Annotated in this window: 15 protein-coding genes, 1 pseudogene and 1 other annotated feature; of the genes and pseudogenes, 3 read left to right on the forward strand and 13 right to left on the reverse strand. The window is 40.5% G+C overall.

Annotated elements, in window-relative coordinates; translation table 11 throughout:
* Positions 1–91 precede the first annotated feature (91 nt).
* From AC58UW_RS14520 to AC58UW_RS14535, 4 genes are all read right to left on the reverse strand, one after another.
* Positions 92–583: a pentapeptide repeat-containing protein gene (locus AC58UW_RS14520; protein ID WP_497421351.1), complete on the reverse strand. Its 492-nt coding sequence runs from the start codon at positions 581–583 to the stop codon at positions 92–94.
* 7 nt (positions 584–590) lie between these two features.
* Positions 591–1,169 carry a GDSL-type esterase/lipase family protein gene (locus AC58UW_RS14525; protein WP_497421352.1) on the reverse strand — a complete coding sequence of 193 codons (579 nt, stop codon included), beginning with the start codon at positions 1,167–1,169 and terminating at the stop codon, positions 591–593.
* A gap of 577 nt (positions 1,170–1,746) precedes the next feature.
* The gene (locus AC58UW_RS14530) at positions 1,747–3,309 is read right to left on the reverse strand and encodes a glutamate synthase-related protein (protein WP_497421353.1); all 1,563 of its coding nucleotides are present in this window, start codon (positions 3,307–3,309) and stop codon (positions 1,747–1,749) included.
* A 389-nt stretch (positions 3,310–3,698) separates the two neighbouring features.
* Positions 3,699–3,866: a hypothetical protein gene (locus AC58UW_RS14535; RefSeq protein ID WP_497421354.1), complete on the reverse strand. Its 168-nt coding sequence runs from the start codon at positions 3,864–3,866 to the stop codon at positions 3,699–3,701.
* A gap of 196 nt (positions 3,867–4,062) precedes the next feature.
* On the opposite strand from AC58UW_RS14535, the gene AC58UW_RS14540 reads away from it, so the two are divergent.
* Positions 4,063–5,142: a sulfite oxidase gene (locus AC58UW_RS14540; protein ID WP_497421355.1), complete on the forward strand. Its 1,080-nt coding sequence runs from the start codon at positions 4,063–4,065 to the stop codon at positions 5,140–5,142.
* A 206-nt stretch (positions 5,143–5,348) separates the two neighbouring features.
* On the opposite strand, the pseudogene AC58UW_RS14545 reads toward AC58UW_RS14540, so the two are convergent.
* From AC58UW_RS14545 to AC58UW_RS14555, 3 genes and pseudogenes are all read right to left on the reverse strand, one after another.
* Positions 5,349–5,528 (reverse strand): annotated as a pseudogene (locus tag AC58UW_RS14545) (serine hydrolase); the annotation flags it as partial.
* A gap of 132 nt (positions 5,529–5,660) precedes the next feature.
* Positions 5,661–7,514, reverse strand: coding sequence for an RCC1 domain-containing protein (locus AC58UW_RS14550; RefSeq protein WP_497421356.1), 1,854 nt, complete (start codon positions 7,512–7,514; stop codon positions 5,661–5,663).
* Positions 7,515–7,838: 324 nt separating this feature from the next.
* Positions 7,839–8,288 (reverse strand): VOC family protein, encoded by a 450-nt coding sequence (locus AC58UW_RS14555; protein WP_497421357.1) that lies wholly within the window; start codon positions 8,286–8,288, stop codon positions 7,839–7,841.
* Positions 8,289–8,684: 396 nt separating this feature from the next.
* Here AC58UW_RS14555 and AC58UW_RS14560 point away from each other — a divergent pair, with 396 nt between their 5' ends.
* A complete protein-coding gene (locus tag AC58UW_RS14560) occupies positions 8,685–9,872 on the forward strand; it encodes an ATP-grasp domain-containing protein (RefSeq protein WP_497421358.1) in 1,188 nt (395 codons plus the stop codon).
* Positions 9,869–10,621, forward strand: a complete 753-nt coding sequence (locus tag AC58UW_RS14565) for an esterase family protein (protein ID WP_497421359.1) — start codon at positions 9,869–9,871, stop codon at positions 10,619–10,621. The genes AC58UW_RS14560 and AC58UW_RS14565 overlap by 4 nt, the downstream gene beginning before the upstream one ends.
* 441 nt (positions 10,622–11,062) lie before the next feature.
* On the opposite strand, the gene AC58UW_RS14570 is transcribed toward AC58UW_RS14565, so the two are convergent.
* The 6 genes from AC58UW_RS14570 to AC58UW_RS14595 form a co-directional block, all read right to left on the reverse strand.
* On the reverse strand, positions 11,063–11,296 hold the full coding sequence (locus AC58UW_RS14570; RefSeq protein WP_497421360.1) for a hypothetical protein: 234 nt from the start codon (positions 11,294–11,296) through the stop codon (positions 11,063–11,065).
* A gap of 53 nt (positions 11,297–11,349) precedes the next feature.
* Entirely contained in the window at positions 11,350–12,750 is a 1,401-nt protein-coding gene (locus tag AC58UW_RS14575) for an HIRAN domain-containing protein (RefSeq protein ID WP_497421361.1), read from the reverse strand.
* A gap of 198 nt (positions 12,751–12,948) precedes the next feature.
* On the reverse strand, positions 12,949–13,392 hold the full coding sequence (locus AC58UW_RS14580; RefSeq protein ID WP_497421362.1) for a GNAT family N-acetyltransferase: 444 nt from the start codon (positions 13,390–13,392) through the stop codon (positions 12,949–12,951).
* A 163-nt stretch (positions 13,393–13,555) separates the two neighbouring features.
* Positions 13,556–13,939, reverse strand: a complete 384-nt coding sequence (locus AC58UW_RS14585) for a VOC family protein (RefSeq protein WP_497421363.1) — start codon at positions 13,937–13,939, stop codon at positions 13,556–13,558.
* Between the two features lie 145 nt (positions 13,940–14,084).
* Entirely contained in the window at positions 14,085–15,797 is a 1,713-nt protein-coding gene (locus AC58UW_RS14590; protein ID WP_497421525.1) for a glutamine--tRNA ligase/YqeY domain fusion protein, read from the reverse strand.
* A gap of 81 nt (positions 15,798–15,878) precedes the next feature.
* Positions 15,879–16,132, reverse strand: a binding site (T-box leader).
* Between the two features lie 81 nt (positions 16,133–16,213).
* Positions 16,214–16,747, reverse strand: a complete 534-nt coding sequence (locus AC58UW_RS14595; RefSeq protein ID WP_497421364.1) for an RNA polymerase subunit sigma — start codon at positions 16,745–16,747, stop codon at positions 16,214–16,216.
* Between the last annotated feature and the right edge of the window lie 23 nt (positions 16,748–16,770).

The following is a 16,770-nucleotide window of genomic DNA, read 5'->3' on the forward strand; positions in this document are numbered from 1 at the left end:
CAGCCATCATTTAGTCGGCTGCCTGTTGCGTTATATTCAACTATCGTTCCCAGTTAGTTGAACAGTCTCTAAGTGAGAAATATCCAATAAATTAGTTCAAATTCTTATTATATTGTTCTAATAAATCTTTAATCAATACTCCATCAATACTTAAACCATTAATATTACAATTCTTAAGTTCCACGTTCGTAAGATTACATGAGTCAAATATAGCTGTACTCAAATCACTGTTTTTAAAGATTACTGGCTCGATGTTTACCCAATTGTCAGTTCCAGGCTCTTCAAGTAAATGACTTTTCTCCGCTGATGGACGAACAATATTCTCAAATATAGTTCCTCCCATTTGAATCATATCAATAGTTACATTCGAAAAATAGATATGGTTCCACTTAGAATTCACAAAATTCGAATGAGCAATTGAAGTATCCCTCATATCATTATATTTAAAAGACGCCCCTTTATAACAAACCCTATTTATCTCTTCGTTTCTTAAATCTTGCAATTCCAGTCTATTATTTGAATCCAATACTTTCTTTTCTGTAAGTGGCACTGCAAACATCCTTTCATTATGAATTTTTGACAAGACCTCATTAGTTTAACGCCTTTCCAGAGAGAATAAGTAACTCTTCGCAAATCTTATCGGATATATAATCATAACCAAGTTCACCAAAATGCAGTCCATCATTTCTAAGACCTTTCAAAATCTCGGACAAATTATGAAGGCTAACCATGCTTGTGAACAGGTCTATATAATGACTGCTAGTTGCTTCGCTCACTGCTCTTACGATTTCTGTATATTGCTTAAGTATAGCGTTAGTCCGTGCATGTTGTAATCCTTCGTCAACTGGTGTAGGACTAATAAGTATCGTCTTCTTTGGAGTAATCGCTATTACAATATTGGTGAGGTTCCTCTCAAAGTCATTCAGTTGAACCATTTTGTGAAATGCAGCATCATTTGCTCCAAATAAAACAGTCACGAAATCTGGATTATGAAGTAAGACATCTTCATCAATTCTTTCGAGAGCATCGAATGTATTGTTACCTGGCATGCCAACGTTAATGATATCCCAACTTCCACTTAATTTATCTTCAAGTTTTATTGTTAATAAAGGAATGTCGTGACCTTCTGTACGTGCTGTAATACTGTCACCAAATAAGACCAATTTCATTTTTTTGAAACCTTCCTAGGGCAAATGCGTTAGTGAATATATTTGACGAATTAACATTCAAATCCTGCTTTAAACTGCTGCCTCATAATTGTTAGTCATTTTAAATGACTGGTGCTATTTAAAAATTATAAAATATCTGCTTTGGGATGAAAGTGTAAGAAATGAATCCCAGTGTTGTTGGTATGGAACCAGATATTATTATTTGAAGGTAAGTTAGCGTAACAAAGTTCGGTCTAACGAACGTAACTTTTACTCATCTGTTTGGCGGAAGTTGTTCTTCAAATTCGTTAATAGTTAAATAAAACTGACCTATCCATTCCTAACGAAATGTTAATATTTAACTATATCACAGTCACTTTTTCCACAATGCCATCCCATTATCCTCCCAATAGCTTAATGAGGTTACGACTCGTTTTCACAGCGGTAGCCTCATTTTGTAGTTTGTATAAGTAACTCGTTTGTCATTCCACCTTAAAAACTATATAAGTACCCGTCTCATTAGTCTTAAAAGGTTTGCTAAATTCCTTGAACACTTATAAAAGGCAACCGTTTAAAAGTTCCGCTGACGGGGTTAAATTCATTTTGGATAAGGAAACATGTCTATGATTTTTATGCTTTGACCCTTTTCGTTAGTAAACACCACATGTTCTCTTCTAAATTCTCGAGGAGTTTCCAAGCCGCATGCTGCTGCCAAAGAGAATAAGCCTTCCCTCAACTGAAGAATATAGTTCATCACCCGCCATTGTTTCTCTTCAGGAGCTAGAGCCTTTTGGAATTTAAAGTCCGTAGTCGTAATGCCAGTCGGGCACTTGCCAGTATGGCACTGCATAGCCATAATACAGCCATTAGCCATCATAAAACCGCGTGCAGAGTTCACACAATCCGCCCCTAATGCCAACGCGATTGCTACTTTATCAGGAGTAACGAGCTTTCCGGAAGCGAATATTTTAAAACGATTGCGCACGCCGAATCTTCTAGCCGTATCATCTAAAATCAGCAGTGCTGTAAAGAGTGGCAGCCCCATACCGTCTGCCATCGCTTTGAAGGTTGCTCCAGAACCTCCCTCAGAACCGTCAACAGTGATGAAATCGGGATACATATCCAAGTCCACCATTGCCTGAAAAAAAGGTTCGATACGCTTTGGGTCGCCTACAACAATTTTAACACCTACCGGCTTGCCTCCTTCTCTTTGCAACCTATCTATGAAGCGTAATGCATCTTCGGGATTAGTTAGGAACTCGAACCGGTTTGGTGAGTTAACGGTTTTCCCCACGGGTACTAAACGAGCTCTTGCAACTCTCTCCGTAACCTTAGAGCCCTCCAAATGCCCCCCGCGAATTTTAGCTCCTTGATGAAATTTTAGCTCGAATGCTTTGATATTTGGAGTGTTAGCTTTTTGTTTAAATACATCTATAGAGAAGAGACCCGTACTATCGCGGAAGCCGAACATGCCGGGGCCGATCTGGGAAATAACATCAACGCCGGTAGCCAGATGCACATCTGCTACACCACCTTCTCCAGTATTGATCCATGAACCGCCTGCCATGAATGCTCCGCTTCCAGTAGACAGTATATAATTCTCCCCTACAGCTCCGTACGAAGTGGCCGAGGCGCCGAACATACCTTTTAGCTTCCATGGATACAAGCGGTTTTGTCCGACAACGATTGTATCGTTATCATGTAGTAGCCAAGGCTTAATTTGTTCATCCACGATCTTCTCTTTCCTTGTGAAAAGCCCTTCGTCAGTAATAACATATTTCCTTCCAGGTAAGAGCACTTCATTATCAACTCTTAGCTCACTGGTTAATTTGGGGAACATGGCGTTCGACAAATAGAATCCTGGCTTCTCATAGTCTCGTCTTCCTCCAAAGGAAATAAGATCAGTTCGATATTTCGCGGCATAAACGAGTCCGACATAATCAGCACGCGAGAAAGGTTTCCCTTCTGTATCATTGTCAAACCAGTATTGACGAAATTCAGGCCCCAACTTTTCTAGTAAATATCTTATCCAGCCGAGAAACGGATGCGAACGAATGATGGAATGCTTTGGGTTCTTAGATAATGCATACATGTATCCGAAAAAAATGATTGGAGGTAACACTAGAATAACCAGCAAAATAATAAGTAGGATATTAAACATACATGATTTAACCCCTTCCAAATTGTAAATCTAATCCTATTTATATTTCCTCAATTCCCCAATAAGCATTCAATTGTAAACGTGATCTTAGATTTACCTTGGATTAAAAATAAAACAGCGGCGAACCAAGAAATGAGAAATAAGGTGCTTTGTACTTATTTTTGATTATTTTAATAGAGGCAGATGAAGATAAAGCGGAGTCGAAATAAAGATGAGGTGAAGGACCCGTTCCGTTAGAAAAATCGACCTTCACCCCTTAGTTACGCAGCGCCTTCTCGGCATCCGCGATTGCATGAGCAATGGCTTCCTGTGGATATTCCAGCATCGCTCCGTGGCCGACGGCTAGCAGCGTAGGATTCAACTCCTGCAGTAAATTAATTCTGAAATTATTAATATGCTTTATTGATATAATCTGTCAGCTTAATTTGACCTTTACGATTATCCGCATAAGTTTGTGTCGCCGGACTCCTATAAAGAACCGCTTGTGGATTTTCCCCCGATAGTGCAATAACAATCTCACTAACCTCACAGCATAAAAAATCATCATTTTTTTCCATCCCTCGACGCAACGAGACTGTCGATCAATCTCTGCGGCAGCTTAACGGTTTTACTAAGCTCTAGTAACCGTAACAATAACGATCTTGATTTTGTAACTCAAGATGACGACTTCCTGTTTGCTGGTTAAAATTACGTTTCTTTGATAAAAATAAATTCTAGAGCTGTTCATATTTAGTTGAAAAGGTGGAATTGTTCATGCGCGACATTCATTTGGTTCCAGTTTCCTATTCCCCATCAGAAAATCTTGAATTCCCCATGATTTCCAATCTCCAAACCATTACACCGAATCAATTATTTTACGTAAGAAATCATTTTGAATACCCGACAATTGATATAAACACCTGGTACCTTTCAATTGAAGATTTAGTGGGTCAACCAATTAAATTTACATATACTGATTTGAAAAACATGAATAAGGTCACGCTATCCGCTACACTAGAGTGTGCAGGAAACAAGCGTTCGTTATTTGAAAGGAAAGCGCAAGGTAACCAATTCATGCTCGGTGCGATAAGTAATGCCATTTGGGGAGGCGTTCGACTGAAGGATGTATTAGACCAAGCAGGAGTATCCCCAAGTGCAACTGAAATTGTTTTTGAAGGATTAGATTATGGTCAACGAAATGACATGAATGGACAAGTATTTTTTGAAAGAAGTCTTCCTGTTGCCAAGGCATTTCACCCAGATACTATGTTGGCATATGAAATGAATGGTGAACCGCTCTCCGATAAACATGGTTTTCCAATAAGACTAATTGTGCCTGGATGGTATGCAGTTGCGTCTGTTAAATGGCTTCATAGGATCAGAGTTGTAGAACAGCCCTTCAAGGGACCATTTCAAAGTATAGATTATGTCATTCTAAAAAAAACAAACGACTACAAACATGCACTACCGTTATCACCAGTTTTAGTCAATTCGACGATAGCGTCTCCTACAGAAGAGCAAGAGATAGCTGCTGGCACCAACGTGGTAGAAGGGTATGCTTGGGCTGGCGAGCATTCTGTAACGAAAGTAGAAATTAGCACAGATGGAGGGACACTCTGGAGTGAAGCAAACATACTTGATCCTGATGTTCCCTATTCATGGAGGAGATGGTCTTTTGCGTGGAATGCACAAATATCAGGTCAATACACGATTATGAGCAAAGCAACGAACGATCATGGAGATGTTCAACCACTGAAGGCTGAATGGAATGTAAAAGGTTACCAAAATAACTCCATCCACGCCGTAAATGTTCATGTGATAACCCCTAACTCGCTAAATTCAATCTTGAACTAATCTGCCCGTTCATGTGCCCAAGTATATATTATCTGGCTTTGTCGGCAATCGGACTATATTCTTGTCACTCGCCAAGTGTCGTTGTTGTTGTCGGTTGACAAGAACTTGATAACAAAAGTGACCTGGACTCGGCAGTTACTGTCACGTCGCGGCCGTTGACTATGTGGATCTAGATGCGGGTGGTAGTCGAAGCTGGTACCCCCGCAAAGTATATGGTAGACCGCGGTCCAGAAGTCTTGGATAAGATGCTGCGAATCCGTATTGGACATTCCGACCTGGGTCAACAGGATTCCGGAGAGCTGATTGTCCGGGTCAGCGTACGCCGTTGTGCCGGTACCGCCGTCCCAGCCGAACTGGCCGATGCATGCACCACAGTATATTTGTACGTGCCTTTCCATGAATAGATCCTTTCACATATTACGAAGTGATTACGCAATGCTGCCCGTTAGCGGGGAAAAGGCAACCGCTTTTAGTGTCGGTTGCCTTTTCGTCTGGATTATTGAGCTCTCATTCTTCCATTAGCGTAATGACTTGAGATCGAGATTGATCCGTGTTAATTTGTTTTGGTATAACACTTTGTTCTCATATCTATCTCTCAGAGTTTGGGAGCTCAAAATATAGTGGGCGTTCGCCCCAACTCCCCATAAAGTTCCATCCTGCATGAGAATTAGGGATTGCCTGCTACCTGCTTCCACTAATTTGACCGGGGGAAGGTTAGGAACCTTTGTAGGTTGTGCTTTGCTATCCCCGAGCACTACGCTTCCGAGTTGTCCGTATTCGTTATCACCCCACGAAAATAGATTGCCGTCCCGATCCACTGCTTGAGCATGGTCATGCCCCGCATCCACCTGAATGATATTTGAAAGACCTTCGACACGTTTTGGTTCAGAATTTTCGGCATTTCCAACACCGAAGAAGCTCTTAACCCCCCATGTCCATACGGTCCCATCATTTTGGAGAGCCACTGCAAAGTTATTGTGGTTTGAAACAGCAATAATATCTTTTAGAGAACTCAGCTGTTTTAGAACAGATTTTGTTGGTTGTGTTTGCCACACGGTACCGTCATTCTTAAGTACTACGGTAAATTCAAATCCAGAGCTAACAGATCGAACATTTACCCATGGCGTCTGATAAGGCTTCTTGTAGATGATCTCACTCATCTTGTACGTTTGCCCCAGCCTACCGTTGTAATTCGATCCCCAAGCGAATACGCTACCCTCGCGATCAACCGCAAAAATACTTGAATGCTGAATTGCAATAGAAACGATGTCCTTGAGTCCCTCTACCTGTCTAGGGAGAACGGTTGTTTCATATTTTTGTTCTCCAATGCCCCATAGTCCCGCGTTGTTGAAGCCCCAGACCCAAACTGTACCGTCCTTCTTTAAAGCAATACCAGCATCGCTATCTACTTGGGCGTCCACGACATCCTGAAGAATACGAGTTGGCTTCTCATAAAACTGTCCCCACGTCCATAATTCCCCTTCATCGGTCACGACCACAACATCGGTGGTATAAATGTTGATTTTATGTATTGAAGCAGACGGAGTAGTTGCTTGCTTTCCCCAGAGACCCTTGTTTTTCTGTATGGCATCGGCCTGTAACGGATCGAGTGTGCTTGCTAAACCATCTTTTTGAAGATCCAAACTTATCGCCGCGTATCCCTCTTCTACAAGTTTTTCATTTAAAAGGATGCCATCTTGCAAGTAAACATTTACATGTAAGTGCTTGTTCCGATCCCGTAAACCTATAATTCCAATCGACACCTCAGCACCATTCGGGAGCAGCGACCTTATATATCCTGTTACCTCTTGACCATTATGAATAGGGGAAATACCTGCAAAGCGCACAGTTTCTTCTGTTCCTTCTTTTGTCCCATCGATGTAGCGGATTGAAAGATACATCCCGTCTAGAACTTGCTCGACGCGGATATTATGTCTCAATAAATATTCTATGGATAGGGTACGACTAGTCTCATTCCATTCTAAATTCGCTCCCATTGCTTCCGCAATAAGGCTAACCGGAATAAAGGTAGCGCCCCCAACAATTCGCCCTGGTGTTACAAGGCGGAGTTCGTCTCTGTTCTGATAAGCGACTGTTTCTCCAATTGTATACATGAGTTTTGTATCATCAAGCTGAGCCGCAACAGTCTGCGTCTCCGGGCTCCATTGAATTACTGCTCCCATTCCCTCCAAAATGCTTCGCATTGGTACCAAGATGCTTCCATTGTCCTCAATTGGTGAGGTTTCAAAGCTGAGAGGCTTTCCGTTTAATAAGACTGATATGGGGTGGGGTATTTCGGAAGCCTGTGATTCCTGGATTGGAAAACCTCCTATAAGAAGAAATAAAACGAGAAAGCAGATTCGAATTTTCATAGTAGCACTCCTAAGATGTTTTGTGTAAACCGTTATTTTAAGAAGAAAAAGGGAACAGTTGCCGGTAAAGGCGATCTGCTCCCTGGTTATTCAACTATCGTTTCCGCTAGTTTAATAATCCCGTCTAAGCATCAATCTTCTTAATAAATTTTTCATCGTACAGACTTTTTTTGATTAGGTTATCAATTTTTACTTTTGGAACGCTTACTAACAAATCTCCCTCCCACGCTTCCCAATCTACAAAGACAATAAAATCATCAGTTATATCTAAGATTTCATTCCATTCATGATGGTGGATTTCCTAAAACATCCATTACCGATTTATTACTTGAGCTGCTCACTCAACCCGACGATGATGCCTTCGGGACCGCGGATGTAGGCGAGTCGATTCGTGTCCTCGTATTGCACCACTTCGCCGACCAGCTCGGAACCATGGGCAAGCAGGCGCGCGACCACGTCATCGATGTCATCGACGGCGAACATGATGCGGCGGATCCCGAGTTCATTCACTGGAGCCTTCTCGGGCCCAGTTCTGATCGCATCCGGCGTGTGGAACTTGTCCAGCTCGATCCGTCCGTGGCCGTCCGGAGTGCGCATAAACACGAGGGTAGCACGGACGTTCTGAAGGCCAATGAGACGATCTACGGAGGAGCCCTCGACGGTCGTTTCGCCCTCCAACTCGAATCCGAGTTGGAAAAAGAAGGCTTTAGCGGCTTCGAGGTCGTCAACGACGATGAGGACGTTGTCCATTCGTAGTAATTTATTTTTTGTCATAGTTTTATCTCCTTATGAATTAAAAGTCATAATCTCTATTTAAAGCTTTCCTCAATTAAGCTTATGTCTAAGCGTCTCTGTCATAAAGTTGCGCATAACGACTTATTTACGGACTTCGTTGGTAATCTCCGCCATTTATCACCCCCTCATAATTATGGTAAATTCACCCATGAATATAATACGATACACGTTCGCTTGTAAAGAATATAATTTAATAATCACCACGCATAAACTTTCACTACGATTATACTAACGTACACTCCGTAGTTGCTATTTTGCACCAGAAGTGTTTCTCATACAAAAAAAACCTCATACTGATCTTTACAATTGATTTTCTTGAAAACATGGAAATGTCAGGATAAGATTTTAGATAATAGGAGTCAGGGGGGCAAATAAATGAACTTTATTTTTTTTTCGCCGAATTATCCAATGCACTGCACGGAATTTTGCTTTCACTTGAAAAACTGCGGAGTGAATGTACTCGGCATTAGCGATGTGGATTATTACCTACTTAACGAAAAGCTGAGACATTCGCTTACCGAGTATATCAAAGTAGATCGTCTGGAAAATTATGATGAGGTTCTGCGCGCAGTCGGTTACTATACCCATAAATATGGGAAAATTGATCGTTTCGAATCTCTTAACGAGCATTGGCTAGAGCTTGATGCGTCCATTCGAACGGATTTCAACATTTTCGGGACGAAGCTCGATTTCATTTCAAATTTGAAACAAAAATCGAAGATGGAAAAGTTCTTCAAAAAAAGCGGTGTCGAGTCCATACGTTCCATAACGAAACTCGATCGTGCGAAGGCAAAGAAATTCATTGAGAAAGTCGGCTATCCCGTCGTTGTAAAACCGAATATAGGCGTGGGAGCGAACATGACTTACAAAATCGCGAGCGAGTCGGAGCTCGAGCATTTCTTGCATACCAAACCGTCAGAAGTCGAATTTATCATGCAAGAGCATATAGACGGCGTACTGCAAACCTACGATGGTCTTGTCAACAAAGATGGAGAAATCATATTTGCTGCAAGCCACGAATTTCCGCATAGCATCATGGAAAACGTAAATTCCGGAAATCATTTTAGCTATTATTGTTTAAAGGAAGTAAGCGCGGAAATTGAGGAGGCCGGTAGAAAAATCATTCGAACCTATGGGATCAAAGAACGCTTTTTTCATCTCGAGTTTTTTAAATCCAATGCGGATGGACATATTATTGCGCTTGAAGTCAATATGAGGCCGCCCGGTTCATGGATGACGGATGCGATTAATTACTCTTACGATATCGATATCTACGAATTATGGGCGAATATGGTTGTTAATAATCAGGTGGAAGGACCTTTTGTCGGGAAGTATTATACCGGGTTTGCCAGCCACAAAAACCACCTCCGCTACGCCCATGGGAACAAAGAGATCATGCAGCGATATCAGCATGAAATTGTCTCTCACTTTAGCATTGATGATGTCCAAAGCCAATCAAGGGGAAATTATGCTTATCAATTTCGCTCAAAGGATTTTGATGAAGTGAAACGAATTGAAGCTTTTATCCAAGCAGTAGAAAATAAAGTCGAGGTGTATGCATGAAAGTAACCTATCACAAGTCATATAGTGACAACTTGCATAGGGACATGGAATACAAAACCTACGGACATCAAGGGAAGCCAGTTCTTGTTTTTCCCACCTCCTGCGGACGGTTTTATCAGTATGAAGATTCCGGTATGATCGGCACGTTGGAAAGTTATATTGAACAAGGGCAAATTCAAGTCTGGACATGCGATAGCATTGACGAAGAGACATTTTATGCCAAGAACTCGACGACCGATGAGAAAATGAAACGCTATGACCAATATGATGCCTATGTGAAAGACGAACTCATTCCTTCTATTCTGCATCAAAGCAAGGAGAGCAACGGAGGACAAACTCTGAAGATCTTGGCGACAGGATGTTCGCTGGGGGCTTATCACAGTGCCAACATGTTTTTCCGGCACCCACAATATTTTGACAGTTTAATTGCTTTAAGCGGTTTGTATTCAACCAATCGATTTTTTGGAGAAGAGGTCCCTTCTTCAGCTTATTACCACTCCCCACTTCACTATTTAAAAAACTTGGAGGACGATTGCTATCTGAATCCATACAGGAGCAGCAAAATCATCATTTGCACAGGCCAAGGCGCTTATGAAGATTTAATGCGATCGGAGACGCAGAAGCTCTTGGAAGTGCTGCAGGAGAAACACGTCCCAGCAAGCGTGGAATTTTGGGGGCACGATGTCAATCATGATTGGTACTGGTGGAGGAAACAAATCCTTTACTACATGAGTCGGTGCTTAAGTTAAGAAGTATGATAGTCCTTTCCTGACGGCCTCATACCTTGTACTTTAATGACAGCAGGGAGCAGATGCTCCCTGCTTATTACACTAATTAGTTCAATGTTCATTTGGCATCCTACCAATGGTATGTTATTAGTCAGACGTCATTATTAAACATTTAAAAGATGATGTAATCTGCCCTCATTGGACGGCTGCCCCGTGGAACCGTTTTGTTGTAACTATCATCTCAATGATACTGTATAGGTTTCCTCTTCTAAAGCGTTAACCCGAAGCATTCTGTTCCAATCGTCCAAGTCATAATGGATTATGACTTCCCTTTTTAAATCCTCCTCGGACAAAACTGATAATATACTTGCCGATTCGGACCGTGTCCTCAAAAGAAGACTACTCAATTCACTTTTGATATGCCACCACCTGATAACGAAGTTGAAACTTAGATCTGAGGAACTATCTGCAATGGCCGCACTCTATTAAAGCTAATTTCCCCTTATAGCTAATCTCAAAAATATCCAAGGCTTCCTCTTTAGAACGGAATGATTTCCAACCTCCGGTTCCATGCTGTTTTTTCCACCCTTGATCTGTCTTCTTCTTCATCTCCAGTACAAAAGGGCAAACATCATGGTCTAAGTGAATCGTATAGGTTTTTAATGGAGTATCGATATTAGCCCACGCTTTCAACATCACACCATCCTTTGACTGCTAAAATCGTTACTTCTAAAGTCAGTGAACTTTCTTCAAGGTTTTAAAAGATCTGGAACCGCGGTGTTATCAGGATTTGATCTGATGACTTTTATCGTAATCACTTTTGGCTCTATACTCTCCACTTCACAGTGATATGTATATCCTAAATCCATCTTTTCAGCATATATACTTGCCCATTCTTTCGATATAAAACCCAAGTGTTCTCCATCACTATTTAAAACCTTTATTGCATTTCTATCGTATATATTTTGTGAATCACGACTAAGCAGGACTTCATCACTGACAGATAACCTCTTAACAAATGGAATACGCTCTTTTTGGGTAATACCAACCACTGGGAGTAATTCTGATTTGATAGGGATTTTTGCGAAGTCCCAATTCTCCAATTTATCTTTGTATACTTGATTCACAGAATGATAGACATCAGCATCAATATGTGAGAAAGTCCATCCTGTATATTTCTCTTTTGCTGAAGTATAGGCTTTCCGGCTATAAGAATCCCAAAAACCCTTCACTTCAATGATTATCTTCTCTTTAGGTAGTATAAAATCAGGCAAATACTGAGCCTTTTGCCCTTTTTCAAGCTCAACTTCATATCTTTCTTTTTCGTATTTCCAATCAATACCCTTTTCGTTTAGGATGCGCGCAATATTGGCTTCCCAAGTGGAACGTAATATCTCACCCAGATCTTTATAGAAGATCGGATCATGAAAATCATGATGACCGAAAGTCTCTAAAAACTCCCGGGTAATTCCCCAATGTGTAGGGTACATTATCTTCCCGTTATTGATAGCAATATAACTTGAATATCTAAGTTTAGAGTAAGGATCAATAAGACAATAATTTACAGCATCATGAATGGCTTTAAGCGGAGTTAGAGAAATAAAAAAGTTAAACGCTGGTATGTTCATTGCACCTAGTGGTGAATTGGTGTCAATTACTTCCGAAATATTATCCTTTGTCAGGTCAAAATGAAACTTTTTGTCCGTTAGTGTATGTTGAGCAACATCAAAATAACTATCGTTTATTATATGATCCATCATCGTATTATCAATGTATTCACGATTCGCTTCATATAAAAACTCGTAAAAAACTAGACTGGCCTCACTTCTTTTATTAGAGAAAGTGATGCCCTTCTCCTTAAGTAAGTTGTCAATTACAAATTCTTCTTTCTCCATAAAAACTAAGTAATACTTAATCGTTAACTTATTTTTTATATCCTTTGCGTAAAGGCCTTCAAATGTAATAATATCTGGGAACATCTGATATAAATCATAAGTATGTGTGTAGGCCCATATGTTTGCCTCAGTTAATTTTGTTGCTCTCTCAGACAGATTACCTTCTGAATAGGTATCCCAATATTGTTTACTTAGCTGTTGTTCATTAATCTGATCTTTAGCAGTATAATCAACGATATTTAGTTTTGGATACAATTTGATACATTCCCTTCGTGAAGATTTAGTACTGATAAAAATATTACGCTCGTGACAGATGATATGGCACCATGATGAAAACAGAGATGCAATTCTTTTTTGCATCTCTGTTTTTGTTTTTTTTTCATTTTTCACACGTTAGATCAGGAGTCGTTAAGCATTTGTAGCTCGTTGTTGTCACTAAAATATGGTTATTTATTAGTCAAGTTTAATAGTCTTATCAAAGCAGTATGAATCTTTATCATAGCCGTTATGCTCATAGAAAGCATGGGCACCGGTTCGCTTCATCCCGGTACATAAAATAATACTTGAAATCTCACGATCTTTCGCATAATCTTCAGTATATCGAAGAAGTTCAGTTCCCACCCTGTGACGCTGAAAGTCTTTATTAACAGCAAGTCCAGTTATATGCATATAACCATTCCTAGTCCCTACAGCTAATGCATGAACGATAGATATAAAACCAACAACATGATTTTCAAGTATCGCTACAAACGTTTTGTAATTACCGGCTTTGTTCATCTGTTCCATTGAAACGCGAAAGTTCTCATTTGTGACCGTGCGCACTCCAAGTATATCGTTCCATAAGACAACAACTTCGTTATAATCGTCTGCTGCAGTTTCCCGGATCTTAATTTCCATACCCTACCTCCCGTTAATAAATATATTCGCGCGAACAAAGAATTCGACAATTGATGTTGATGTATCCTTCTTGCTCGTTAAAGTAATGAAGCTGCCGATCGCCGTGGCAGCTTCATCTAAGTGGTTTATTGAACTATTGTTCTTTCGTTAGTTGAATAGCAAATCACTTGGGCCAGCCACCCCATATATCGAGTTTATTCCCATCTGGGTCGTAGGCATAAAAATTAAGACCACAGCCCTCGTTATCTTCAATCTCCGACACATTAGCTCCATTGTTTTTCATTTGACTGTAGAGTCCGTGAAAATCATTGACTTCCAAGGTAAGTGCACATTGTTCGATTCCTTCTGTTTGTGTGTAGTTCAGGGTTGTCCTCTCAGGAGTTCTAATCAAAAATATTGCTTGTCCCGAGGGAATACGGAGCTGAGCCTGATTTTCATGGACGTGTCTCATTAACTCCAAACCTAAGTTTTGCACATACCATTGGGCCGATTTTTCTGTATCTGTTGTAGGGATGTAAATGCAGTTAATCTCTTTTACAATACTCACTACGTCCACTCCTTGAATTTAGATTGTTATTGGTTTGTTACGACTTTTTGTACATCTCATCTAATTGTATAAGATATTGTCATTTTATGGTATATGAAATTGAACGCTGCGGGTTAGTATCTCTTTAGGGAAATTTCCGCATTTTTTACTGTGACGAATTTCCTGGATTTCTCAAGCTGCTTTTTAAGGTCTTTTGACTCCAAGTATCTTTTAGCGGTACGATTCGATTAAATACAAGACGGTCACTGGTTCTACAGTTCTTACTATCTAAGCAAAAATAGCCATGACGTAAAAATTGGAATTTGTGTTCTGGATGGGCTGTTTCAACAAAAGGTTCCATTAAAACATCAATTATGGTAACCATCGAGTCAGGGTTGATCAATGTCGTCCAATCTTCGCTGTCCCTCGGGATTTCTTGGTCAAGCAGCAGTTTCTCATAAAGATGGATATCAGCCTTAACCGCGTGCCTCTCTGAAACCCAATGGATCGTCCCCTTTACCTTACGCCCGGTAAACCCCGTACCGCTTTTTGTAAGCGGATCGTAGGTACATCGAAGTTCAGTAATTTCACCTGAAGCTATATCCCTGATGACATCCTCACACCTGATAAAATACGCACCCTTCAACCTTACTTCAGCATTCAGACTAAGCCGGTGAAAGCCTTTAGATGGTTCTTCCATAAAATCGTCGCGCTCAATATGAATTATTTTAGAAAAAGGGACCTCTCTTTTCCCTAGCGCCTCGTTTTCACTGTTGTTTTCAATCAACAACATCTCAACGTCATCCTCCGGATAGTTGGTAATAACGACCTTTAACGGTTGCATAACAGCCATGACGTTAACAGTTTTTTCTTTTAAATCCTGCCTTAGGCAATGATCCAAGAGTGCAATGTCTACCGTGCTTTGGGTTCGGATGCTGCCAATCTCCTCTATAAAGTTGCGTATGCTTTCTGGTGTGAAGCCTCTTCTTCTAAATCCTCGAAGGGTAGGAAGTCTGGGATCATCCCAACCGTCCACGTGTCCCCCATCTATCAGTTGCCTCAAAAACCGCTTACTTGTTACGACGCCTGTTAAGTTCAACCGACCGAATTCCCTTTGCCGTGGAGGCTCAGGAATCTCAAGCTCCTTTAAGACCCATTCATACAAGGGACGATGATCTTTGAATTCAATAGAGCACAGAGAATAGGTGATTCCTTCAATCGCATCTTGAATAGGATGAGCAAAATCGTACATAGGATAGATACACCAGTCATTTCCCGTCCTATAATGCTCAGCATGAATGATTCGATAAATAACTGGATCGCGTAGATTTAAATTGGGTGAGCCCATATCGATTTTGGCACGAACAACCTTAGATGAAGCTGGATAGTTACCATGTTTCATTTTCACAAAAAGCTCCAGATTTTCCTCGACTGATCGGTTTCTATAAGGACTGTCCTTGCCTGGCTTCGTCAAAGTTCCTCGATACTCTGTTACTTCCTCTGGCGACAAATCACATACATAGGCCTTTCCACGTTTGATCAAGGTGGCAGCTGCGTTATATATTTCGTTCGAGTAGTCCGAACCGTAGTAGATATGTTCCCCCGGATCGTAACCGAGCCATTTGATATCCTCAATAATAGCATTTACATACTCGATGTCCTCCTTAAGAGGATTCGTGTCGTCAAAGCGTAAATTAAACGTTCCATTAAACCTTTGAGCTACTGTATAATTCGTGTGTATGGCGTAGGCGCTTCCGATATGAAGATAGCCGTTGGGTTCAGGAGGAAATCTTGTGCACATATCCCTGCCCAATGCTCTCTCTACAAGTTCCTCACTAATTAACTTTAATATAAAATTTTCGGTAGAATGCTCCTTCATATTGTCCAATGTCGACTCCTCCTAAAGAACGCGAAAGTGGTATTTAAATACAAAAAAAACTTCACCTCCAAGACCTTCTGTCTTGGGGACGAAATTTTCGTGGTACCACCCCAGGTTCATTAATATGTCGCCATATTAACCTCTTCAAGTACGGCATTGCAGGCAATGCTTATACTCTAGCTCTATAACGGGAGCTCCCGTCATGCCATCCCCCTTGAAGGTTCCGACATGCTGCTCATAGACTTGTTTCGTGGAAAAGCTCTTTGCTCCTTTTCAGCTGCCGGAGCTCTCTGTTTAAGAACATTTTCCATTACTCTTCTAATCATCGCGTTTGAATATTGACTATATAATATCAAATGATTCCTTTTTTTGTAAACTGTTATTCTTAACTTCAACTTAGCCATTTACTTTGTTAGTTATTGAATAGGTTGAAATGCAACGTTCCAGATACCATCTTCATCTTTAATCATTTGGAAACCAGACTTAGCTTCTGCTTCATTTCTTGATTGAAACTCAATAAATCCTTCAAAATCGCTTGTTTGTATGAACTTACCTGTTTCAATATTTTTAAATGGTTTAAGAATCTCTTCTTTTGTCCCTCTGTCTGAAACCGGGAAATTTTCAAACTCTTCTTTTGTCCATAGAACATGCTCTTTTCTATCCGTGTATAGAGCATAAATGACATCTCTTTTATTATCCAATGAGGCTTGAACGTATATCTTAGCTATACTAATTGGTTCTAACCCTTTTAAATGCTGTTCATTAAAATCTTCTTGAAAGTTGTTATACACCTTTTGTTCTTCGGATGATAACTTAAAATCAGATGATGAGGTTGGAGGTGCAGGCGGAAGTGGTGTTGGGTCACTAATCCTGCTTTCCTTGTTTAAGCAACCTGTAAGTGCGACAAGTATTACTACCAATGTTAAAATAATTTTCAACTTCATTTCCATTAATTAAAAACTCCTTTTCATTT

This window comes from Paenibacillus sp. J22R160 (assembly GCF_059692135.1).

Excerpts from the sequence above, each read along its gene's own strand:
- AC58UW_RS14525 (WP_497421352.1), bottom strand. The coding sequence starts at position 1,169 with ATGAAATTGGTCTTATTTGGTGACAGTATTACAGCACGTACAGAAGGT.
- AC58UW_RS14530 (WP_497421353.1), bottom strand. The coding sequence starts at position 3,309 with ATGTTTAATATCCTACTTATTATTTTGCTGGTTATTCTAGTGTTACCT.
- AC58UW_RS14535 (WP_497421354.1), bottom strand. The coding sequence starts at position 3,866 with ATGGAAAAAAATGATGATTTTTTATGCTGTGAGGTTAGTGAGATTGTT.
- AC58UW_RS14540 (WP_497421355.1), top strand. The coding sequence starts at position 4,063 with ATGCGCGACATTCATTTGGTTCCAGTTTCCTATTCCCCATCAGAAAAT.
- AC58UW_RS14550 (WP_497421356.1), bottom strand. The coding sequence starts at position 7,514 with ATGAAAATTCGAATCTGCTTTCTCGTTTTATTTCTTCTTATAGGAGGT.
- AC58UW_RS14555 (WP_497421357.1), bottom strand. The coding sequence starts at position 8,288 with ATGACAAAAAATAAATTACTACGAATGGACAACGTCCTCATCGTCGTT.
- AC58UW_RS14560 (WP_497421358.1), top strand. The coding sequence starts at position 8,685 with ATGAACTTTATTTTTTTTTCGCCGAATTATCCAATGCACTGCACGGAA.
- AC58UW_RS14565 (WP_497421359.1), top strand. The coding sequence starts at position 9,869 with ATGAAAGTAACCTATCACAAGTCATATAGTGACAACTTGCATAGGGAC.
- AC58UW_RS14570 (WP_497421360.1), bottom strand. The coding sequence starts at position 11,296 with ATGTTGAAAGCGTGGGCTAATATCGATACTCCATTAAAAACCTATACG.
- AC58UW_RS14580 (WP_497421362.1), bottom strand. The coding sequence starts at position 13,392 with ATGGAAATTAAGATCCGGGAAACTGCAGCAGACGATTATAACGAAGTT.
- AC58UW_RS14590 (WP_497421525.1), bottom strand. The coding sequence starts at position 15,797 with ATGAAGGAGCATTCTACCGAAAATTTTATATTAAAGTTAATTAGTGAG.
- AC58UW_RS14595 (WP_497421364.1), bottom strand. The coding sequence starts at position 16,747 with ATGGAAATGAAGTTGAAAATTATTTTAACATTGGTAGTAATACTTGTC.